The organism is Candidatus Paceibacterota bacterium, assembly GCA_035452965.1.
Lineage (GTDB): Bacteria > Verrucomicrobiota > Verrucomicrobiia > Limisphaerales > UBA8199 > UBA8199.
In genome coordinates this window covers 25,748-47,150 of the sequence record DAOTCE010000019.1, presented here as the reverse complement: position 1 = coordinate 47,150, position 21,403 = coordinate 25,748, and the positions used below count along the sequence as shown (strand labels likewise).

Genomic DNA, 21,403 nt, shown 5'->3' with positions numbered 1-21,403 from the left:
TCACGTGCAAGACGCAAAGAGGGGTGTTGACAGCTAACGCCCGTGCGCTAGAGTCTAACGCATCATCGGTTACAAATCGAAAGCAAGCACGCTATGGACATATTCAAATACAAAGCAGAACTAGAAGCGAAACTAGAGGCCGTAAACAAGGTCATTGCCGACATGGGGGCAGAAGCTCCAAAGCGCAGGGGCAGACCCGCCAAGGCGGGGGCAGCACCCGCACCCACCGCCAAGAGGGGCAGGCGCAAAATGAGCGCGGCAGCAAAGGCAATGCTGTCGGCGGCAGCAAAGGCACGCTGGAAAAAGGCCAAAGCCGCAGGCAAATCTAGGCTCTAGTTCCCGTTTCTACTCAATTCGGCTGGCATTCTAGCGGAATGCCAGCCTTTTTCCTTTCTGGCCCTTATGGGCAACAGCGTTCCCGACCAATGTTTATGCGGGTGGAATGCACATTGTAGGAAAAGCTTGACAAGTGCGTTTGAATCTATACCATGCTCCGCATGAAAACTCCTACAAGTAATAGGAATCGGGGTGAGAAAGTCACCAAAACCAGTGCAACCGAAACAACCAGCAAGCGCCGCATCTGTAGCGTATGCGGCGGGCCGATACCCATAGAGCTAGCAACAGGCTGGACGGGCGGGCGGAATGCTTATCCGCTAACGAATGGCAGATGTTGCCCTGACTGTGACGGATACTACGTCATTGCAACGCGGGGAATCCTGAATGCGATACGCGAGCGGGCGCAGGCTGGCAAGTCTATCCGCTTACAGTTTGTGTGAGGCTCTATATCCAGCGTATCCATGAAACGTAAATACACGAAGCGAGAAGATGTTAACGAGCTACTGGCCGAGAGAGAAGACTACGCGAGAGCGATAGACGTAATTGACGACCAACTAGGCGCACGCAAGTTCAAGGGTAAGCCCGACATACGAGCGGGCATCGTATGGAGCTTCCGAAAACGCTACGGTAGATGGCGGGGATTGAAAGCGAAAGACATTGCTGAGTGTATGTCATTGAACTTATACCGCAACTACAGTCTCTCAGCGGTTGCCCGTGAGGCATTGACCCAAGAACTACATACGGAACTGCATTGCATGGTGATGGACGGTGAACTTGTAGCCAAGCCTCTCAACTACTTTGTCCTGCCAAGGTGAACGGTTCTAGCGTCTAGGCCGCTATTCCGTTTGACAACAGCCCCGCTAGTCCGTTGCGACTAGTGGGGTTGTCGTTTGTGGCGATAACCCCCACTTTGCGGTGTAACTCTTAGTAGTGAACTCTTTTACTGCCAGCAACGCAGATGTTTTTACGCGGCCCCGCGCCCGCATCGTGCTCGATTATTCGGAAGTGCAACGCTCCGCACAGCAAGGTTTCCTGTCAATCTGCCCCGAGGGAAGTAGCCCTACCATCGGGAGCTTTGAAACTGACTGGCCCGACAAACTACCCTTTGAACTGGACGTGCTTTCCACAATTATGAGACAAGGAACTGGCCTCGCGCTCAGCCGTGCGGAAGCGGAGTTCCCATTTTCCGAACCTGAAACGTGGCCTGTCGGCGCACGGGTTTACGCGGGTTACGCATATCGCTTGGCGTCTGGCAACCACCATGCACACTTCACTTTCACCTTGGAACCATTCCGCGCAGGGTTTGCTGTTAACACCCTTATGTTGAAAGTGGAACAGCCCTGGAGGGGGAGTTTCTTTGGTCTGCGGAGCTTCTTGATTGATGAAGTCGCGGGGACTTTGTTTGGGCTAAAGTCGTTCACCGTGCATCGCCTCATAGGCCATGCGTCAAGCGAGTCCATGCCGAGCTACAAACTGGTAAGGCTTTACCAAAGACTTGGTGCGGTGATGGTGCCAGACACGGCGCAAGCCGTTATGCTCATACTTAACCCAAAGGTAATAGAGTTCTTGGAGCATTGTTACCCGCAGGGTGCAAACTACATCAAAGAGGCAAAAGCCCGTGAACGTAAGCGAGTGCCGCCATTGCCCAAGGAGTGTTAAGCCCCGCAGTTCTGGCATTGACAAATTTTGGACTCGCAGCCTGGGCCGAGAGAAACACAACACCCCCTGCCGATTTGTCGGCATGGGCGTGGCGATTTTTTCATTAACCTGGCTAATGCGTATAACAAAAACGCCCGCTCAGTCGAGCGGGCGCGTTGCGATGCTTATGAACTGGCTAGTCTTGCCAGAAGTCTTTGAAACGCTCGGGACTCAACTCGGTGTATCTGACGGTGTGCGTTATGTTCCTGTGGCCCAAGTAGTGCTGAATTGCTCTGGTGTCCTGACCATCGTTCGCGAGCTTGTAGCCCGCCGCATGTCTCAGCATGTGAGGGTGAACAGGGAACGGCAACCCCGCTTTCCTGCCAGCCCTCGCCACAATTTTCCTTACTGCGGAGTCTGTCAGCGGGCCGCGCTCGCCAATGAACAGGTAGGAGGCGCTAGGATAATCGCGTTGCAGTCGGCGCAGTGCCCGTAGTTCAGGGCCGCGTAATGGGTGCGTGCTTGGATTGCCGTTTTTTAACCTGTTAATGTGAATCAAACCCTGACCGAGGTTAATCTGGTCCCATCGCAACGAGACAAGCTCAGACACCCTGAGCGCATGGCGATACGCTAGGAGGATTAGAGTCGAATCCCTATGCCCATACCTGCCGATTCCGTCAGCAGCCTTGATAAGGCTTTCAACCTCAGCAGGGGTTAAGTACTCCCTGCTGCGTCTGTCTGCATTGCGGGGTTTTCTCGGGGGTTTTGGGCTAGTGGGCCGAAAACGAGTATTGGCATGGGGAAAGGTGACTTCGACAACCGTGCCATTTTCCTGCTCGGCTGAAATAAGACTCTCCCGACTTCGGACATTTTCGAGCGGGTTGGTTAGCTCGTTTTTGCGCGGTGCCGTAGCGGCTTGCATATAGGTATAAGGTAATGGAAGCCTGCCACCGTATAGCGACAGGCTTCCGCTTCTGGTTGGTTAGCTCTCGGCTGACGGTTCATCCTGCCATTGCTTGGCAAGTATCCAGTCTGCCGCCTTTTGAGCCTGAGCGGCAGCTTGCACAACTAACTTGGCATCGTCCTTCAACCGCTTAAGCCATGAACCAACATAGGCCGCAGAGTTTTCAATCGTGCGCTCGACAATGCCAACCTGCCCGCAGAGGAAAGCCGCCCCCATTTCCGCAACTAATTCCTCGCGGGCGTAGGGCGTAGAGCCAAAGGCCGACCAGTCGCCATCCGTGCCCGCAAAACCCTTGCGATTTAATCGGCTCTGGTGCCCTGTGCTGTGCGTCAGTTCATGGAAAAGAACGGAATAGTAATCTTCACCCGTCTTGAACTGATTGGCAGAAGGGATGCCCACAAAGTCACCCGCAGGGGAATAGAAAGCACGGTCAAGCCCCTGTTTGATTTCTGGCCGCTTTGGCATCGCGGCAACGATTTTCTCTGCCTGCTCTAGTGGGCTGTGCTGGCGTTCGCTGCCCTTCAGAGCGGGGATTTTGTCTGCGGGTATGCCCTCACACTGGCTGACGTGAAAGACGGTGTAATAGCGCAAGAGGGGCACCCTTTGCGTTTCCCCTGTCGCCTTGTCTTTCGTGTCCAGCCAGCGCCAAAAAATCACGGGGCACCCCTTCTCGCCCCGTTTGACGTGCCCGCCCAAGTCTTGCGCCTGCTTATAGCTGAGCCAAAACGGGCTGGCGTAGTGCATGGATTGCAACAGGAACACATTCACGCCCCTGTAAGCTTTGCGACTCAAAAGGTTCTGTGGGGCTTGTTCTCCGCAGTTCCAAGGCTGATGCCACGGGATAACGCCCTTTTCCAAAAGGGCAATAATGCGGTCTGTTACTACTTGATATACTGCTTCGTTCATTGTAACTCTGTTCTGCCGCCCCGTGTTGCAAGCACGTTGCCCTTGGTTTTGGTAACTCTGGCCGAGGGCTTGGGCGGCACTCCATGTCAGCCACAATAGAATTGGCAGTGCTAGGTTCCTTACTCTAGCAACGTTCAATTTCATGTGCATAGAATACCCAATTACTAGTTCACGTGTCAATGCGTCTAGGCTCTTTTCTATCACATTTGTGTCACTCTACTAGAGCATAAAGCCCGCCACCTGCTAGGCACTATACCGACACACCTAGACTCTACTCTAAACTGCTACAATCCACTATCCCCACCCAAGCTAGAGCACCCAACAATAGTACACTAGGCCCAAGTCACTCTACCTGGCAGCTAAAGTCCCCGCTAGGGTTGTGTCGCACCTACCTACCTACAAACGCACCCGTCTAGTGCGCCTCTATTTGCTATTTGGAAAAAGAGAAATCCGCCGCCCCTACGTAGCCTTAAACCAGCCTATTTCATGGACGAAGGAGCCTCTCTGACTTCTATTTAATATGTTAGCACACCAATGGCGCTACCCCCTGCTTAATTAACTTTTCGGCAGCTAACAGGGACAATAGGCATATTTGTGTGTAATAAGAAATGGAACGGTGCTATTGCGCGGCAATGGGCAATAGACCCGAACATAAAACAATGATGAATGAACCGCTATTGATGACGTTACCAGAGGTAGGCCACGCCCTCAGCCTGTCGAAGTCAACGCTGTATCGCCTTATTGCGCGAGGCGTGCTTACGGTTAGTCCCATTACTAGGCGCAACAGGCTTGTGCCCCGCGAGCAGGTATTAGGGATTGTCGAACAGGCAAAGGCTAACGTGCCTAAGACTGCGAGGAAGTAACCATGAAAAGGACCACACTACACACTGCCCCAAAGCCCACACCTGGCGTCTTGCGCGTCTCTGACGCGGAGCTTAGCAAGGCGTTCATCGCCTCACTGCCAGCGGCCCGTGAGGGTTCTAACAGTCATGTTGCCGAGTTCCTTTCCGTAGTCTCCTTCCTCTTGGCATCTGGCAGCTACAGGACGTTTCGCATAAATGACGTTATCCAGTTAACGCGCAGGTATGATTTGCCACTAGACGAAGTGGAAAGCCTCTTTTCGCGCTGGATTAAGGTCGCCGTCAAGAATGGCAGGGTTAGCGAAGTCCCTAGTTGTTACGACGGGGCCACAATCTTTGAAATCGTGTAATTAACAGTATGGAAACAAAATACAATCCACTTAGGAAAGGCAAGGCGTTCAACGAAGGCATAGACGCTCCTGCCGAATTTGAGAGCATCACTGAACAAGACAGGCAGGAGGCAGAGGACAGGCTGCAAGACCTTATTGACCAGACGCACGAAGATTTGGGTTTGAAAGGCGAGGACTAGACCCCATGAACACGAATGACGTTTATGCCAACCGCCTCAAGTACTGCCTTGCTGTAAACGCGGGAATGAACACTGACCAAGTGCAAACGTTGGTTGGCAGGTTCTACGAAGCCATTGCCGCGCAGAGAAGCCCTGAGCTTGTGTTTCGGAACATGATTGAGGACTACGGCAATGAATCGGCAGAGGCGGCTGTAACATCAATCCAGAGCGAGCTAGAGCGGTTGAATCGCGAGCACGCGGGTATTGACGCAAATCCCCTAACGAGATTAAGGCGCTACGTTCGTCAATTCAACGATAGGGTTGGCAAGCTAGACATTGAAGTGTCGGGGATTGACGAATCAAAGCTGACAGACCACCAGCGGGCGCAACTAGCGATTGCGCGTAGAGACAGGAAGAATATCGCTCTTAAGTTGCCCAAAGTGCTCACCCGAGAGGAAAAGTTTGTTGCCCTGGCCGACAATGGGGGCAAGCCAGTGAAGTTGGAGTTAACCGTCCGCTATTAGATTCTACAGGGGCAGTTGGCTTGGTTGTGTGATTGTCGCCAAGCTCCCGCCAAATGACGTTTGGTGCGTTTACTACCCCTAAGCGAGGCTGGCGCAAGTCCAGCCTTGGGGCGGGTCGCGTGTTAAGGCGATTTGTGATTTTCCGCCTTGGCGTGCGGCTCGCCCTTTCCTTTTTGTGTGCCCGCCAGCAGCCCGAACCTGACCACACCTGAGCCTGAAAGCACCTACTACCTTGTGGGGCTGGTGAACGGGCAGCACGAAAGCGGGTTGTGCGAGAACCTGGCTAATGGCTTCCACATACGGGGAATTGCCGACAGGCTAAACGGCTCGCACCAGACCGTTAGCAACGCTGCCCACGAGTTGACGGGATTGACGGCGCAAGCGTGGGCACCACAGCAACGCTGATTATTCTTGCAAGCAAAGCCCGCTTCAAAAACAGTGAGGTCATGGTAAAGAAACCTAAACAACCTGAATTTAGTGAGGTTAAGCGGTGTAGGCATTGTGGCAACACAGCACCAATGGAGCGTGTTGTTCACTACTTTGATAATGCGAACTATGTTGATGAAGGGACGGGAGAAGCATTCGAGCAAGGGACAGGTTACGAATTGTTGAAATGCCCCGCCTGCCAAAAAATGGAGCTTCGCAGCTACGGATGGGCCGAATGGATGGACGGAAGGGATGTTGTCTATGACACTCTTTACCCTATTGGCCCGAAAGTTCCTCGCGGACTACCGCCAGCAATTGCTAAGGCTTACAACGAAGCACTCAAGGTTAGAAACGTTTCTGCTAATGCCTACGGTGGAATAATTGGGCGTGTGATTGACTTAGTTTGCGCAGATAGGAACGCAAAAGGAAAAGACCTCTATAACAAACTGGCATACCTCTCAAAACACGGCGCAATTCCCGACAACCTGATGCCAGTTGCGGATAAACTGCGGATTTTTCGCAATGTCGGCGCACACGCAGGCTTGGGCACACTGACCGTAAGGGAAGTTCCAATCTTAGAGAACATGACCTGTGCTATTTTAGAGTATCTCTACAGTGCGCCATTCATGGTTCAAGAAGCTAAGAAGGCTTTAGACCGCTTGAAGCAGGCACAGAAAACTGGCATGGGCACCACTGCCTCCACCGCATTACAACCGCCAGCAACCAAGTAGTATTAGCTACTTTGCCCGTTGCCGTTTCATTTCGGCAGAGAAGCCGATTTCGCGTGGCGCTCCTGCCTTAACCTTCTTGCTTAAGATGATGGTAAAGCTAACAAGCTCAATAGGCGCGTAGGTCCTAAACTCTGTCCCATCCGCAGTCTTGCCTACTACAGATAGAATGTCTCCATACTTGCCAATGCTGTAAACGTCAAATTCACGCCCCCCGACACAGCATACTAGATTAACGGACTTGTTTGGCCCAATGGTGCTTGCCATGTGCCTGTACTCGCCTAGGACATGATGAACTAGCTCCGTGCCCCTTGGCGTCGGCAGTGGTATATGTTCGCGCATTAACGCGATTTTAGAAAGTTCATTCATTAAAGCAGAGTGTGCCAATGATTATGCCCTTCCAGCTTGTTGCAATACGAGTTGCTGCTCTCGATAAACTTGCACCCACTCTCGCACGATGCGTGGCAATTCCTGAACGATTTCCTGCCCAAACAATACTTCGTCAAGGTAGCCCATGTGTAGCAGGTCTATTATTCGACAAAGATAAGACCTGCCATCGTTCCACCATGTATTGTAATCGTCTAGCATTAGGTAGTGTCTAACCTTAACCTTTTCTGTGGTATGCAGTTCTTCAAGCTCCATCCCGTCAACTAGGGTTTCATAAACGCCGTCCGCAACCCGACTGCCAAAGGTAGTTGTGTAGTAGTATTCTTTGATTTCCCAAATAGCTATCGGGTTAATTGTGTCAGGAAATGCGCCGTCAACTCTGCGGGATAGTGTCCGCAATGGAAGTCCATCCTTGGTAACGGTTGTCAAAACTCTTGGGTCATGGCAACAGGGAAGCCCTCCTAAGTTTTCCTCAATCAGCATGTTGGTTATTGCCGTCAGGAAGGCAACAGCCCTCTTTTCGCCCTTTTGCTTGTTCATGGGCATAGGGCAATTGTGCAAACGGGCATCGTGTATCCGTTGAAATGTTTGACGTGCCCTCGCCAGGTCCATCAGATTTGGCCGTACCGAGTCATATAGAACCGTAGCACGATGTTGGAAATAGAGGCGCAGAATCTCTGCAAGCTCTGTAGGGTGGCCAGTTGCGTCAGCAATCTTGTCAACGTCTAGCGTTAGCTGTCTGAATGCTTGACGAATTTCGGCAACTGACGGCACTTTAATTGTGCCCTCCCCCCTTACGGTGTATCCGACCAATTGACTAATTGACCTGACACACGCCCAAAATTGTTTCGGTTGAGCAAGAAACCTGTTATCGGGCTTCATTGTTCAACTCCCTTTCAAACCGCTTTGCGAACTCAGCGAGCGAAATTCCAAGGTGTTTGCACACGTTGCGAATTTCCACAAAATCTAGCATCCGTTCGCCAGACTCGTACTTGCTGACAAATGATTGAGGGAGCTTGAGCCGTGCTGCCATCGCCGTTTGTGTCAGGCCAGCGTCAACGCGCAGCGTTCGCAGCAAACCCTGTAAGCACTTTTGCTCACGACTATAGATTGACTTCTGCATAAACGCGGTGACGATATGAACCTTTGACAACTATCCCATTTTCGGATACCGTCGGCCCAGGTAAAAGATGCGAGACAAAGCACAGATGCCACTATTCGGCACAGAGCCAGCCCCGTTGAAGGGCCAGTTGCTCAAGTGGATTGGCAACAAGCAGCGTATGGCTGAGGAAATTATATCGTTTTTCCCGCCACGCTTTGGCACGTACTACGAGCCGTTTTTGGGCAGTGGGGGTGTCCTCGGAACACTGGCACCTGCTCACGGTGTAGGGTCTGATTCATTCCAACCTCTGATTGAGATTTGGAAGACCTTGCACGATGCCCCCGAAACTTTGAAGCAGTGGTATGCAGACCGCTGGCACGAAATGATGTCTGGCGACAAGGTGAAAGTTTTCGAGCGCATTAAGGCTCGATACAACGCCAAGCCGAACGGAGCGGACTTGCTGTTTATCTGCCGTAGCTGCTACGGCGGTGTTGTTCGCTTTCGTCAGAAGGATGGCTACATTTCAACCCCCGTGGGCATTCATAAGCCAATAGCGCCCCATTCGTTCGCGGAGCGCGTTGACGCTTGGCGGAAACGAGTGGCCAACACCAGATTTCTGCGGATGGAATACGGCACCGCGTTGACGATGGCCAAGGCTGGCGACCTCGTTTACTGCGACCCGCCATACAGTCACACGCAATCAATCTTGTATGGTGCTCAATCATTCTCGCTTGAAGACCTCCTTCAACGAATCGCGGAATGCAAGGCGAGGGGCGTTTACGTCGCCCTCAGCATTGACGGGACGAAGAAATCGGGGAAGACCGTCTGTGCCCTGCCGCTTCCAAAGGGTCTGTTTGAACGTGAGCTTTCAGTGCATTGCGGCAGGTCCATGTTGAGACGGTTTCAAATGAACGGGAAGACCCTTGAGGGCGAACACGTCTCAGACAGGTTGCTGTTGACATATTGAGGCCCAGCAACCATCCGATTTCACGTCTCGCCAATCCGCACCCAAAGAGGTTCTAAAGTCGTATGGTTCAGAGCGGTTAATCGGATGTCCTCACGCCCCGCCAACTCAATCGCCCGTTGCAAGCTGGCGTAGGCTTCTTTCAGGCGTCCAAGCTGGAAGGCAGCACGCGCAAGGTTGCAGAGGTCTTCACAAGTCGGCTCTTGCGTGCGACAAGTGCGCTCGCATCATCACGCTACCCATTCCCTGATTGAATATTGAGGTCATGCCGTTGCAACGCCAGTTGCATTAAATGCGCCACGTCTGGATTCCGTGAAACAAACACGTGAACGCGGCGACTGTTCTTCTGCTTTTTTCCGTCTATGACCGAAACATTTGCAACCCAATCATGCCCGCATTCAATGACGTGATTCAGGGCCAGCGCTCCCCATCTGCTGAAACGGATTGTCTCGCCTGTGACGGTTGTTACTTGCATACTGCGAATACTCACTGAATAAACTCGGTCTGTCGAGCTTGCGCGGGCAAACAAATGCCGAAAGGCCGCACGTGAAACAATTCCTTTTTCAGGATTCTCCAATCCTCAACCAAAGCGGTTCCAAAGTCGCATCGTTCAAGGCGGTTAATCGGATGTCCTCACGCCCCGCCAATTCAATCGCCCGTTGCAAGCTGGCGTAGGCTTCTTTCAAGCGTCCCACCTGACAGGCAGCACGCGCAAGGTTGTAGGCGTCCTGCCAACTGGTTTTTGGACGCTGGCAAAGTGCGCTCGCAATCTCGTAAGCCCCGTCCCATTTCTTGGCCAGTGCGTAAACGCCACACCGCACGCGCAACGTTTCGGGGTGTGCTCGCATGGCGGGTGAAATTTCTTCCAACTCCGCGTTGGCTTCTTGCCAGTTGCCCAAGCCCAACCAGCCTTGGGCGTGTTCAAGGTGTCTGCGGTCAGTGGCGTTCACGCTGTTAACCCAAAGCCTGTTGCAGAACGGTTTTGACGAAAGCCGCAACCTCTCGCTCTTTGGACCCTCGCGGCCCTGCCACGTTAAGCACGCGGATGTTGTGCGCCTGAATAAACCGCACCAATTCTTGGTCTGGAAACGCTGGCCCACCGTCTCGCGAAATGTGGAGGACTGGTTTGCCGTGCTTGTGGGCAAGGGAAACCGTTTTCTTTGAACCGCCAGACAAAACTGCGCCGATGGAGAAAACCACCGTTCCGTCACTGTCCCGCACGTTCCATTCTGTCCGCTGAGGATAGTTGCTGGTTGGGGTTTCCTGCAATTGGTAGCGCGGGGCGATGGGTCCATCCTCGGCCAGCCTGCCTTTCGGGCACCAGCCCCCATGCGGAATGCCTCGCTCGATGGCCCAATCAAGGGCAGCACGGTCAGCGCCAGTTTGACCGCCTGAGACGATTTTCACAATTGAAAGCTAGTGAACATTTTCACTTGTGCCCCGTCAGTCACCAACAAGACGCCGATTCCTGCTGCCTCACAGGCTGGCCTTACGGGATTTAAGTGCTTGCGGAACCATCGGGTGTCTGGCACGGCCAGAACAAATCGAGTATTCGGCAAGCCCTCTCCCTTCATTTTGAAAACCGTATAGAATCCCTTCGCGACTCGGTCAATAACCTGCGATTCAGTGTATGGTTTCCCGAACCGATTGCTCCCTTGTCGCGAACTGGTGCCCCCTTTTGCTTCGACTTCGATTCTCTCTCCCGTGGAAGGTTTTTCGGCGCAAACGTCAATCCCCTGCTCAGTGGTTGAGCACTTGCTTTTGATGACGTATCCCTTCTGACCTAGGAACGAGCAAACGGCTTCCACAACCGCGTTCTCGTCCAGCATGGTGTTGTTTTCCATGCGGTTACTTTATCTTGCTCCAGGCGTTCACGAATCTTCTCGGATACTGGCGAAGGTCGCGCTCAATTTGTAATGGCGTGATGCCCCACAGCTTTAGATTGCTGTCATAAGCCTGAATGGTTGGCGCACAAATCAGCAGGCAAGGGTTGGTGTCCTCATGTGCGGCAAGGCCCTTCCTTATCTTGGTGACTTCTTTCAATTCGCCTCTCGTGAAAATGAGAATCTCCCTAACGCTTTCGCTCAATTTGTCGAACACCACGAAGACGCAGTAATCAAACTTGCCGCGTTTTATCTGAGTCCCCTTTCCAAATGATGCGTAGGCCCAATCGGTTTCCCCATTGCCATCGTGAGCCTTGCAGGATTTGACCTCTACCTTTTTGCGGGTTGCGGGCAAGTAAATGTCTGCACTGGTGTCCTCTCTTTCGCCCAGGACTTGGACGGCGTGCCCCCGCTCGGCCAGAGCAGAGGCAACCAAAAACTCCGCATACCTGTGCCTGATGTCTCGGTCCCTAAGCCCCGAAGCCGCAATCTCGGCCAGAACCGTTTCCAGTGATTTTGTAATCCTCTTTAGCGATTGTGCCTTCATTCAATGTTCACCTGTCCAGAAACACCCCTACGCAAAACAAGGCCAGCAAGACCATCACCGCCCCCACTTGGTCTTTTTCGAGAGGCTTGTGTCCCGTGAAAAACCATGCCCCGAGAAGCAGGGCAAACAGGATGCCCCCGACAATGGCAATTTCCCTCTGTTCGGCTTTCATTTTTTCGGGTCAATGGGGCTAAACCTCACGAAACCCCTGTAAAATTAGGGGAAAATGAGCGAAAGAATCTTTGGGTGTTTTGTTGACAACAATCACGATGAGCGTGTCGCCGTAGCCGGCATTGACTTCCACCTCGACCGGATACGCTTCGATGCCGCTGACCGCGGCGGAGCAGACCTTGGCCAACATCCGCACCGTTATGGGCCAACCCGTTAGAAAGCGCAATTCGGAAATGGGAGCCGGTGGGAAAGGCCGCGCGAACAAACACCGGCTTCGTTTCCGCCGCCGTTAGTCGGACACAAGCCGGAAGAATTGGTTGTCCGTCGGCGAAGTGATGGTGATGCTCTTGTTGGTACCGTCGTCGGCGATCGGGTAGCCGCAGGTCACCCAGCCGGTGGCATTGGCCGGGTCGGAATTCTCTTCCAGCACAAAACTCGCGGACGGCGACGGCCAGAACACGATGCTGCTGTTGCCAGACTGCCGGATGGCAAGCACTGGCAGGGAGATGCCTTTGCTGATGCGATGATTATAGGTGTCGGCCACATAGACATTGCCTGCGCTGTCCGCCGCCACGCCGTAAGGCAAGTTAAACCGTGCCGCGTTGCCGGGGCCATCGTTGGTGCCGCTCAGTTCCGCACTACCCCCCAACGTCGTCACCGCCCCTGCGCCCGTCACTTTCCGGATCGTGTGGTTGAAGCGGTCAGCCACGAGCACATTGCCCGCGGCGTCCACGGCGACGCCTTGCGGATAGTAAAACCGCGCGCTGCCGCCCGGCCCGTCATCGCTGCCGGGATTTCCCGCCAACCCGGCAAGCGTTGAGACGATTCCGCCGCTGGTGATCATGCGGACGGTGTGGTTCCCGAAATCCGCCACAAACACATTTCCGTCAGTATCCACCGCGACACTTGAGGGAAGCGAGAACCGCGCCGCGGTGCCCTGGGAATCGTTCGTCCCACTCTGCCCCGCCCAACCCGCAAGTGTGGTGACGATCCCGGCGCTGGTCACCTGGCGGATGGTGTGGTTGAAGTAATCGGCCACATACACGGTGCCCGCGCCATCCACCGCCACCCCGGACGGAGACGAGAACCGCGCCGCGCTGCCGGTACCATCGTTGGTGCCGCTATTTCCCCCCAAGCCCGCGAGCGTTGACACTGCCCCGCCGCTCGTGATGCGGCGGATGGTGTGGCTGCCCTGGTCCGCCACATAAACGTTACCCGTGCCGTCCACCGCCACCCCGGACGGATACCAGAACCGCGCCGCGCTGCCAGTGCCATCGTTGGTGCCGGCGTTGCCCGCGCTGCCCGCCAGGGTCGTCACTGCCCCGGCGCTCGTCACTTTCCGGATGGTGTGATTGATGGTGTCCGCCACAAAGAGGTTGCCCGCGCCGTCCGCCGCTACTCCGCCCGGATAGTAGAAACGCGCCGCGCCGCCCGCGCCATCGTTGGTGCCCCAACTGCCCGGTTGTCCCGCGAAGGTCCTCCAGAGGTAAACCGCGTTGTCTGCTCCCAAGCCAGAAGCACTACCCAGCACCAGTGCAAGCAGTGCGAGGCTTCGGCTGACGGTTACCCCGAGGTGCTGGGTGAAGCGGCACATACTTGCTTTGCCTTTCCATGGTAGTGCGACGTTTCAGAATTGCCAATACCTTTCGCGCGAACAACAAAGGCGGCGGGCGTATCCCGGTTTCTTGCGGAGGAACGTCGACATTTCCGTCTGTTCGAGATTCAACTGCGGCAGGCTGCGCAGAGCAAAGCGCGCTGATCCCTGGCTGTCACCCTTCCTCCGGCTGTCTCAAAAATGGACAGTACGGCGCGTTTGCACGGGCTGACTTCGGCTAGACCATGGCGATACCCCGGTGTGTATCCCATGGGGAGCGCTCCCCATGGGATACACACCGGGGTATCGGCGGGCTCGCATCGGGGTCTGGCGGGTGTTTCGGGCGCAATCCAGCCGATTGTACTCAAACTGAAGGATAAGCTGGCTCTGCCAAGGAAGGGAAGCAGTGGTGAAGGTCATGATTTTGGCCTTGCCATCGGCCGGCGAAGGAGTATGCCTTGCAGGCATGGCAAATCACTCGCAAGGCTGTGCTAGAGGGTGTGGCGGCGGTATCGCGTTGGCGCTGCTGCTTGCCGGCTTTGGGTGCGGAGCCCGACCGGATTCGTTCCATGACACGCAGCCCACAAACCAGGTGGGGTTGGCGGCGTCCAACAAGAGCGCGCAGCGAATCCGTGAGCCCGCGGTGGCGGGGCTCTTCTACCCGGGCGAGGCGGCGAAGCTTTCCGATGCGCTCGACCGGCTGCTGGCGGCCGCGCCGGACCGCCATATCTCGCGGCTAAAGGGCCTGGTCTGTCCGCACGCGGGTTATGATTTCTCCGGACAGACGGCGGCCATAGCCTACAAGCAGTTGGCCGGGCGCGACGTGCGCACGGTGGTCGTCATTGGCGCCAGCCACTACGCGCTGTTCCAAGGGGCGTGCGTCCCAAACGCGGAGGCTTACCGGACGCCGCTGGGTCTGGTCCCGATCTCAGACAAAGCGAAGGGGCTGGCGTCGGTCGCGCCCTTTGTGCTGGAACCGCAGTGCATGGTCCAGCGCCCGGGTTGGTGGCGGCAGGCGCCAAAGACCGCGCCCGAAGCTGGTCAGGACACGCCTGAGACGTGGGAGCACTCAGTCGAGGTCCAGGTGCCTTTCCTGCAGAAGGTGCTCAAGAACTTCCAGCTCTTGCCCGTGGTAGTTGGCGAGGCAGACCCGGAACAGTTGGCGAGGGCGCTGGCGGAGCGAATGGATGATCGGACGATATTTGTCGCCAGCACAGACTTGAGCCATTATCATTCCTACGAGTCCGCGAAAGGGCTGGACAGCCGTTGCGTCAAAGCCATCTGCGACCTGGACATTGACGCGATGAAGGCGCAGGAAGCGTGCGGCAAGCTTCCGGTGCTGGCGCTGCTGCACCTGGCGCGGCAGAAGGGTTGGAAGGCGCAATTGCTCGATTACCGTAATAGTGGCGATGTGGCCGGCGAGAAAGACCGTGTGGTGGGATACACGGCAGTGGCGTTTTACGCGCCGACATCGGAGACCCTGTCGGCGGAGGAGCGGAAATCACTGCTGGACCTCGCGCGCAGAACGTTGAAGAGCGTGACGGCCACAGGGAGCCTGCCGGAGTCGGAAGCCAGGAGCCTGCCGCCGAAACTGCTCGAAAAGAAGGCCTGCTTCGTCACGTTGACCAAGAGCGGGGCGCTGCGAGGCTGCATCGGCCACCTGACTGCTATCGAGCCGTTGCACCGGGCGGTAGCCGAAAACGCCCGGAACGCCGCCCTGCGCGACCCGCGCTTCCCACCAGTCCAGCCGGGCGAATTGGGCGACATCAAGATCGAGATCAGCGTGCTGACGGAGCCGCAGCCGCTGGCGTTCACTTCGCCGGACGACCTGCTGAGCAAGCTGCACCCGAACGAGGACGGGGTGCTGCTGCACATCGGCCCGCGCACCGCGACGTTTCTGCCGCAGGTCTGGGCGCAGATACCCGACAAGACTGCATTCCTCAACCATCTCTCCCAGAAGGCCGGCTGCGAACCCTCCGCGTGGCGAGGAACGGATGTCTCGGTTTCCACCTATCACGTGGAATGCTTTGAGGAAGAACATCCGCGCTCCTGATCGCCGGCGGCTGGTGCTGGCGAGCGTAGCGGCGCTCGGGGTGTCGTGCGTGATGACGCAACTGGCGCTAATGCGCGAGTTGCTGGCCGTATTCTCCGGCAATGAGATGGTGCTGGGCGTGGTGCTCGGCTTGTGGCTCCTGTTGATGGGCCTTGGCGCGGGGCTGGGGCGCACCGCGGCGAAGCTGCGCAACCAATTCAGCGCTCTGGCGGGAATCCAGATGCTGGTGGCGGTGCTGCCGCTCGCGCAGGTGTTCCTGTTGCGGACATTGCGCAATGTGGTATTCGTCCGCGGCGCGGCGGCGGGCGCCACGGAGACGGTGGGAGCCACGTTCGTATTGCTTCTGCCATATTGCCTGTTGGCGGGCTATGCGCTGACCCTGGCATGCGCAATCCTGGTGCGCGAAGAGGGAGCGGCGGGAATCGGTCGCGCCTACGTCGCGGACAGCATCGGCAGCATCACCGGCGGCGTCCTATTCAGCCTGGTGCTGGTTCACTGGCTCGACCATATCGCTATCCTCGTCTGTCCCGCCGCGCTCAACCTGGCACTGGCATGGCGGGTGGGGCTGGAGGAGCAGGGGACGGGGTTGGCTGCCCGCCTGGTTCCCGCATTTGCCCCCGCACTGGGGGTTGGATTGGTCGGCATCACGTTCCTGGCGGACCTGGACAGCATTTCAACCTGTCTGCAATATCCTCGGTCGCGCGTTGTCGCCCATGCCAACTCGCCCTACGGCAAGGTGGTCGTGACCAAATCGGCTGGACAGTATGATTTCATTGAAAACGGCATCCCCATCACCTCGACCCGCGACGACCAGCGCGTGGAGGAAACCGTGCACTATGCGATGGCGCAGCGCCCGGAGTCGCAGCGGGTGTTGCTCGTTGGCGGCGGCATCTCGGGCACGGCGCGCGAGATTCTCAAGCATGGCGTCCGGACGGTGGATTACGTGGAGCTGGACCCGCTGATCCTGGCGCTCGGCAGGAAGTATCTGCCGCAGAACCTGGCCGACAGCCGGATCCGAATCATCAACACGGATGGGCGGCTGTTCGTGAAGCAGGCCAAGGAGCAATACGATGTGGTCATTGTGGACGTTCCCGCTCCTGCCAGCGCTCAGATCAACCGCTTCTATACCGCGGAATTCCTGGCCGAGGTCAAAAGCGTGCTGGTCGGCAACGGAGTGGTGTGCTTCGCGCTCGGCCAGTATGAGAACTACGTTAGCCCGGAGCTGGCACGCATGCTGTCCTCGGCGAGGATGGCGGCGCGGCGATCGTTCCGCAATGTGCTGCTGATCCCCGGCGGACGGGTGTTTTTCCTGGCGTCGGACGGGCCGCTGTTTGCCGATGTTGCCTCGCGCCTGGAGCAGCGGCAGATCAAGACACGCCTGGTAAATCGCCACTACCTGTCCGCCATGCTGACGCCGGACCGCATGGCGTCCCTCGCCAACGCCGCGGAACAGCCGGCGGCGACGAATAAGGACTTCAGCCCCGTCCTCTACTATTACTACCTTCGCCACTGGATGAGTCAGTTCGACGTCCGGGTCGGACTGATCGAGGCGGGATTGCTGCTGGCGCTTGGCTTGTACCTTGTGCGGTTTCGCGGCAATGCTTTTGTACTGTTTGCTTCAGGCTTCGCCGCCTCCGCCCTGGAGTTAGTTCTGCTGCTGGCCTTCCAGGTCCTTTGTGGCTCAGTCTATCACCAGGTGGGGGTCATTGTAACGGTCTTCATGGCGGGATTGGCGCTGGGGGCGCTCGTGGTGAACCGGCTTGCAGTAAAGGGCGAGGATTGGCGTGCCGTTCCGGGCCTCTTTGGAGTCCGGGTGGCGGGAGGTCCCAAGAATGATCTTTTTGGCAAGACGCACGCTTCATTCCCCTTCTCTCTTGGACAGAGAGAGAGCCCTCGCCAGTCTGCCAGCGAGGTGAGCCCGTCCGGCGCAAACGAAAGGCTGACTGCGCCTCCCACGCTCCACAACAGACCCGGACGGGGCGGGGAAGAAACAGGCGTTGCAGGTAGTCATACCTGCGAATCCACCAACAAGCTCCTGAGTCTCGGTAGTGGCAGCTTGTCGCTGCTGGCGTTTCTCATCGCGGGCTTCGCCGCACTGCTACCGCTCTGGCTGCCGCTGCTAAACCGGATGGGCGGGTCGGCTGCTTCCCTGGCAATGGTTCAAGCAATCATCGCGCTCCTGACGCTGATACTGGCAATACTGGTCGGAATGCAGTTCCCGCTGGCCAACCGCCTGGAATATGACGGCACGATCCGCGGCGCCGCCCGGCTCTACGAGGCGGACTTTGTCGGCGCCTGCCTGGGCGCGCTGCTGGCTTGCACCGTGTTAATCCCGCTGATTGGTGTCGGAGGCGTCTGCCTGCTGACGGCGCTGCTGAACGTCGCCGGTGGCCTGGCGGTCTGGCGGAAGAATGCAAGCTAACAGGCCTCGACATCAAGCCGGCAATTGGCCACAATCCGCACTTATCATGAAGCGAGCATCCAACATGTTGCCCCTGGTACTGGGGACTTTGGGACTGCTGGTGGGAAACGCCTCGGCCCTGATCACCATCCAATCCGTGCCGGTCGGGAACATCAACAACCCCGCAGACTGGATGTTCGATGCGGGCTCCGTCGGTTACGATTATTCCATGGGCAAGTACGAGGTGACCCTTAATCAGTATTGCGCTTTCCTCAACGCCGTCGGCGCCACTGATACCTATAGCCTCTACAACCCCTTGCTGAACTCGCTGCCGCAGGTCCGCGGCATTATACGGACCGGCTCCTCCGGCAGCTACCACTACTCCGTCTTCGGGAGCGGCAACCGGCCCGTGACGTATGTAAGCTGGTTTGACGCGGCGCGCTTCGTCAACTGGCTCCAGAACGGCCAACCGACCGGATTGCAAGGGCCGGCCACGACTGAGGCCGGGGTTTACACCCTTAATGGCGCGACCAGTGGCACCGGCTTTGCCAGGGACCCTGGGGCGCTTTTCTGCCTCTCCACCCAGGATGAGTGGCACAAGGCCGCGTATTACGATCCGACCGGCGCCTCGGGCAACGCCGGCTACTGGCTTTACCCCACGCGCAGCAACGACCAGCCCAACAGCCGGCCGGGGAATTCATCCGACCCAAACAGTGCTAACTACTACTACGACGACGGCATCGCCAATGGCTACAACGGTGGCAATGCCCTCAACAATTCCATTAACCTGCCGTCGGGCAACGCGTTGACGGACGCGGGGGCCTATACCTTGGCTCGCAGCTATTACGGCACCTTCGATCAGGCCGGCAATGTGGTGGAATGGACTGAGACCGTCAGCGACGGTTTGTGTGTGCTGCTCGGCGGAAGCTGGAACTCCACGGACGGCGGATCCGCAGGCCTCATAGGATCCACTGACCCGACGGAAGAGCGGTGGGAAATTGGCTTCCGCGTAGCGATTATCCCCGAGCCCAGCGTGGGGGTCGTGACACTCACTGGGTTTGTCCTGTTGGCTTGGTGGCGGAAGCGCGCCCCTTAGGCGCCAGGAGACACCGGCAAAGCGCCAGCGGCACCCAGCGCGCGCCTCTTTCCTATGGAAGTTCTACCTCGGCCGCGGCGGCGTTGGCGGCGACCTGCGCCGGATCTTTGCAGCCAGGAATAACCGTTGTGACCGCGGGATGCTTCAAACACCACGCCAGGGCCCACTGCGCCATCGGCACGCCCGCGGGCAGTTCGGTTTGGCGGATGCGCTCCACCTCCGCGAGATCGTCGTGCATTTGCCTGGCCTCCAGAGCGGAGCGCCGATCATTGGCCGGGAAGGTTGCGCCGGAACGGTATTTGCCGCTCAACAACCCGCAAGCCAACGGGACGCGCGCGAGGATGCCGAGGTTGTCCTTTTGGGCATAAGGAAAATGGAGCTGCTCCGACCGGCGATCCAGCCGGCTGTAGATCACCTGGAGCGCCTCCACTCCGAGCCGCCGCGCTTCGCGGGCCTGCAACTCGCTGCCCTTGCCTAGCACTGAGATGCCCAGATGCCGGATCTTGCCCAACCGTTTCTGCTCGGCCAGCAAGGTCCATAAGTCCTCATTCAGCAGTTGCTCGTCCGAGCCGGAATGGAATTGGTAGAGGTCAACGGTCTCCGTGCGTAGCGCCCGAAGCGAGGCCTCGAGTTGCCGGCACATGTCCGCAGCAGAGAACTCCGCGGTCCGGTCCAGGAATCCGTTGAAGCGATGGCCGAACTTGGTCGCGACGATCCAGCGTGAGCGGTCGTGCCGGCCGAGGTAATCGCCGATCAAACTCTCGGACAGGTGGTCCCCGTAGCACTCGGCGGTGTCGAGGAAGTTCACGCCGCGTTCGGCGGCCTGGTCGAGGATGGCGTCAACGTCAGCCTGGGAGAACGCGCGGCCCCACTCGCCCCCAAACTGCCAGGTGCCCAGACCAATGACTGACACGCGCAGACCCGTGCTGCCCAGAATTCGATAGCGCATGGCGGGAGCTTACGCCAGAATCGGGCCTTCGACACTTGAATAATCGTGCGCCGCGGGATCGTCCCGGCGAATCGAGACGCACCCGGGCAGCGTCGTGGGTGCGGGGAATTGAAAATATTATGCGCAAGGCTGCGGTTCTTAAGGTTGGCTTGGCGGCGGCCCTATTCTGGCCCGCCGGGGTAAAGGCGGCAGCACCGGCCGCGGCTGGAAAGTCGGCGGCCGTAAAATGGCTCGCCCTGCCTCACCCCCAACTCGAAATGCGCGGGCTGCCGTGGCTGGCCGAGAATGCGCCGGATCTGTGGCGCCTGCCCAGGAGCGCCAAAGAACAAGTGCCCAAGGCGGTTTGGAACCGGGCGGTAGCTCCCGACGGCGGGCGGATCCGCTTGTCCTGCAACAGCACATGGCTCGGCATTAGGGTCCAAACCCTCCAGCAAGGTGGGAAGCGATGGTTCTTTGATGCCTTTGTAAATGGCGAATACGCCGGCTCCGTCAGCGCGACAGGGACTCAGCGGGTGGACCTGGTCTTCTTCGAGAAGAAGGATCACGGCTGGAAAGACATCACGATCTACCTGCCCCACAACCGTGAAATTCGGGTCTTCGCCGTGGGGGTGGACGGCGATGCCAAGTTCAGAACGCCGCCGGCCTTCGCCGGGAAGCGTCCCATGGTTTGCTATGGCTCCTCTGTCCTGCAAGGGACTGGCGCTGCCCATCCCTCCCGGACCTATCCGGCCGCGGTGGCTCGCCGGCTGAACCTGGATTTCGTGAATCTTGGCTTCGGCGGCGCCGGCAAAGCCGAGGCGGAAGTGGTCGCGCTGGTCAACCAACTGGACGCCTGCTGCTACCTGTTCGACCTGGGCAAATCCTACGGCGCACCCACGCCCGAACGGTACAGTCGCATGCTCGACACCATACGCGCCTCGCACCCCCAAGCCCCCATCTTCTGCGTCACCCCAATCTACTCGGACAAAGAGGCGAGCCAGCCTGACTATAAAAAGCGGTCCGAAGATTTGCGGACCGTGATGCGCCAGGCCGCGCTGGACCGCCGTCAGGCTGGGGATAAGCTGATGTTCGTGGTCGAGGGCCTGGAGTTATTCGGCGAGGCGGACAAGAACCTGTTCACCGACTTCACGCATCCCAACGACGAGGGCAACGAGAGAATGGCGCAACGGCTGGCACCGAAGATTGAGAAAGTGCTGGCTGAGGCGCCGCCACGATAACGGAGCGGCAAGGCCGCCGCCCCTTGCGCAACCCAGAATCCCCCCCGTCCGAACAGCCATTACCCTCAGTAATTGACCCGTATCCCCTCCGGAGCAATTCCGCGGTGGAGCCGGCGACCTTCCCCGCGAGTCGAGTTGGTTACAGGCGG

Annotated in this window: 22 protein-coding genes and 1 pseudogene; 11 read left to right on the top strand and 12 right to left on the bottom strand. The window is 57.4% G+C overall.

Annotated elements, in window-relative coordinates; genetic code table 11:
• Positions 1–1,266: 1,266 nt before the first annotated feature.
• On the top strand, positions 1,267–1,995 hold the full coding sequence (locus P5205_14540) for a hypothetical protein (protein HSA11581.1): 729 nt from the start codon (positions 1,267–1,269) through the stop codon (positions 1,993–1,995).
• A gap of 175 nt (positions 1,996–2,170) precedes the next feature.
• Here the strand turns inward: P5205_14540 and P5205_14535 are convergent.
• Together P5205_14535 and P5205_14530 are read right to left on the bottom strand one after the other, a co-directional pair.
• A pseudogene (locus P5205_14535) lies at positions 2,171–2,734 on the bottom strand (tyrosine-type recombinase/integrase).
• Between the two features lie 222 nt (positions 2,735–2,956).
• Entirely contained in the window at positions 2,957–3,844 is an 888-nt protein-coding gene (locus tag P5205_14530; protein HSA11580.1) for a zincin-like metallopeptidase domain-containing protein, read from the bottom strand.
• 1,218 nt (positions 3,845–5,062) lie between these two features.
• Between P5205_14530 and P5205_14525 the strand changes: the two genes are divergently transcribed.
• From P5205_14525 to P5205_14510, 4 genes are all read left to right on the top strand, one after another.
• Positions 5,063–5,233, top strand: coding sequence for a hypothetical protein (locus tag P5205_14525; GenBank protein HSA11579.1), 171 nt, complete (start codon positions 5,063–5,065; stop codon positions 5,231–5,233).
• A gap of 5 nt (positions 5,234–5,238) precedes the next feature.
• A complete protein-coding gene (locus P5205_14520) occupies positions 5,239–5,736 on the top strand; it encodes a hypothetical protein (protein ID HSA11578.1) in 498 nt (165 codons plus the stop codon).
• Between the two features lie 177 nt (positions 5,737–5,913).
• Positions 5,914–6,141 carry a hypothetical protein gene (locus tag P5205_14515; GenBank protein ID HSA11577.1) on the top strand — a complete coding sequence of 76 codons (228 nt, stop codon included), beginning with the start codon at positions 5,914–5,916 and terminating at the stop codon, positions 6,139–6,141.
• The gene (locus P5205_14510) at positions 6,120–6,893 is read left to right on the top strand and encodes a DUF4145 domain-containing protein (protein HSA11576.1); all 774 of its coding nucleotides are present in this window, start codon (positions 6,120–6,122) and stop codon (positions 6,891–6,893) included. The genes P5205_14515 and P5205_14510 overlap by 22 nt, the downstream gene beginning before the upstream one ends.
• A 387-nt stretch (positions 6,894–7,280) precedes the next feature.
• Here P5205_14510 and P5205_14505 read toward each other — a convergent pair whose 3' ends face one another.
• Complete coding sequence (locus tag P5205_14505) at positions 7,281–7,817, bottom strand: hypothetical protein (GenBank protein HSA11575.1); 537 nt, start codon at positions 7,815–7,817, stop codon at positions 7,281–7,283.
• A 328-nt stretch (positions 7,818–8,145) separates the two neighbouring features.
• Entirely contained in the window at positions 8,146–8,400 is a 255-nt protein-coding gene (locus P5205_14500) for a helix-turn-helix transcriptional regulator (GenBank protein HSA11574.1), read from the bottom strand.
• A 67-nt stretch (positions 8,401–8,467) separates the two neighbouring features.
• Between P5205_14500 and P5205_14495 the strand changes: the two genes are divergently transcribed.
• Positions 8,468–9,346 (top strand): DNA adenine methylase, encoded by an 879-nt coding sequence (locus tag P5205_14495; protein HSA11573.1) that lies wholly within the window; start codon positions 8,468–8,470, stop codon positions 9,344–9,346.
• A gap of 232 nt (positions 9,347–9,578) precedes the next feature.
• On the opposite strand, the gene P5205_14490 is transcribed toward P5205_14495, so the two are convergent.
• The 6 genes from P5205_14490 to P5205_14465 all read right to left on the bottom strand — a co-directional run bounded on the left by P5205_14490 (position 9,579) and on the right by P5205_14465 (position 11,945).
• A complete protein-coding gene (locus tag P5205_14490) occupies positions 9,579–9,818 on the bottom strand; it encodes a hypothetical protein (GenBank protein ID HSA11572.1) in 240 nt (79 codons plus the stop codon).
• Positions 9,819–9,906: 88 nt separating this feature from the next.
• A complete protein-coding gene (locus P5205_14485) occupies positions 9,907–10,242 on the bottom strand; it encodes a hypothetical protein (GenBank protein ID HSA11571.1) in 336 nt (111 codons plus the stop codon).
• Between the two features lie 55 nt (positions 10,243–10,297).
• On the bottom strand, positions 10,298–10,750 hold the full coding sequence (locus tag P5205_14480) for a putative molybdenum carrier protein (protein HSA11570.1): 453 nt from the start codon (positions 10,748–10,750) through the stop codon (positions 10,298–10,300).
• Entirely contained in the window at positions 10,747–11,187 is a 441-nt protein-coding gene (locus tag P5205_14475; protein ID HSA11569.1) for a hypothetical protein, read from the bottom strand. The genes P5205_14480 and P5205_14475 overlap by 4 nt, the downstream gene beginning before the upstream one ends.
• Before the next feature lie 4 nt (positions 11,188–11,191).
• Positions 11,192–11,773, bottom strand: a complete 582-nt coding sequence (locus P5205_14470; GenBank protein HSA11568.1) for a hypothetical protein — start codon at positions 11,771–11,773, stop codon at positions 11,192–11,194.
• A gap of 7 nt (positions 11,774–11,780) precedes the next feature.
• On the bottom strand, positions 11,781–11,945 hold the full coding sequence (locus P5205_14465) for a hypothetical protein (GenBank protein ID HSA11567.1): 165 nt from the start codon (positions 11,943–11,945) through the stop codon (positions 11,781–11,783).
• 54 nt (positions 11,946–11,999) lie between these two features.
• Here P5205_14465 and P5205_14460 point away from each other — a divergent pair, with 54 nt between their 5' ends.
• On the top strand, positions 12,000–12,161 hold the full coding sequence (locus P5205_14460) for a hypothetical protein (protein ID HSA11566.1): 162 nt from the start codon (positions 12,000–12,002) through the stop codon (positions 12,159–12,161).
• A 72-nt stretch (positions 12,162–12,233) separates the two neighbouring features.
• Here P5205_14460 and P5205_14455 read toward each other — a convergent pair whose 3' ends face one another.
• Positions 12,234–13,538, bottom strand: coding sequence for an NHL repeat-containing protein (locus tag P5205_14455; GenBank protein HSA11565.1), 1,305 nt, complete (start codon positions 13,536–13,538; stop codon positions 12,234–12,236).
• A 466-nt stretch (positions 13,539–14,004) separates the two neighbouring features.
• Here P5205_14455 and amrB point away from each other — a divergent pair, with 466 nt between their 5' ends.
• The 3 genes from amrB to P5205_14440 are packed head-to-tail and all read left to right on the top strand — an operon-like array spanning position 14,005 to position 19,088.
• Complete coding sequence (gene amrB / locus P5205_14450) at positions 14,005–15,591, top strand: AmmeMemoRadiSam system protein B (GenBank protein ID HSA11564.1); 1,587 nt, start codon at positions 14,005–14,007, stop codon at positions 15,589–15,591.
• Positions 15,566–18,013: a fused MFS/spermidine synthase gene (locus tag P5205_14445; protein ID HSA11563.1), complete on the top strand. Its 2,448-nt coding sequence runs from the start codon at positions 15,566–15,568 to the stop codon at positions 18,011–18,013. Before amrB ends, P5205_14445 begins: the two co-directional genes overlap by 26 nt.
• 46 nt (positions 18,014–18,059) lie before the next feature.
• Positions 18,060–19,088, top strand: coding sequence for an SUMF1/EgtB/PvdO family nonheme iron enzyme (locus tag P5205_14440; GenBank protein HSA11562.1), 1,029 nt, complete (start codon positions 18,060–18,062; stop codon positions 19,086–19,088).
• A 52-nt stretch (positions 19,089–19,140) separates the two neighbouring features.
• On the opposite strand, the gene P5205_14435 is transcribed toward P5205_14440, so the two are convergent.
• Entirely contained in the window at positions 19,141–20,037 is an 897-nt protein-coding gene (locus P5205_14435; GenBank protein HSA11561.1) for an aldo/keto reductase, read from the bottom strand.
• A 119-nt stretch (positions 20,038–20,156) separates the two neighbouring features.
• Between P5205_14435 and P5205_14430 the strand changes: the two genes are divergently transcribed.
• The gene (locus P5205_14430) at positions 20,157–21,254 is read left to right on the top strand and encodes an SGNH/GDSL hydrolase family protein (GenBank protein HSA11560.1); all 1,098 of its coding nucleotides are present in this window, start codon (positions 20,157–20,159) and stop codon (positions 21,252–21,254) included.
• Positions 21,255–21,403: the final 149 nt, after the last annotated feature.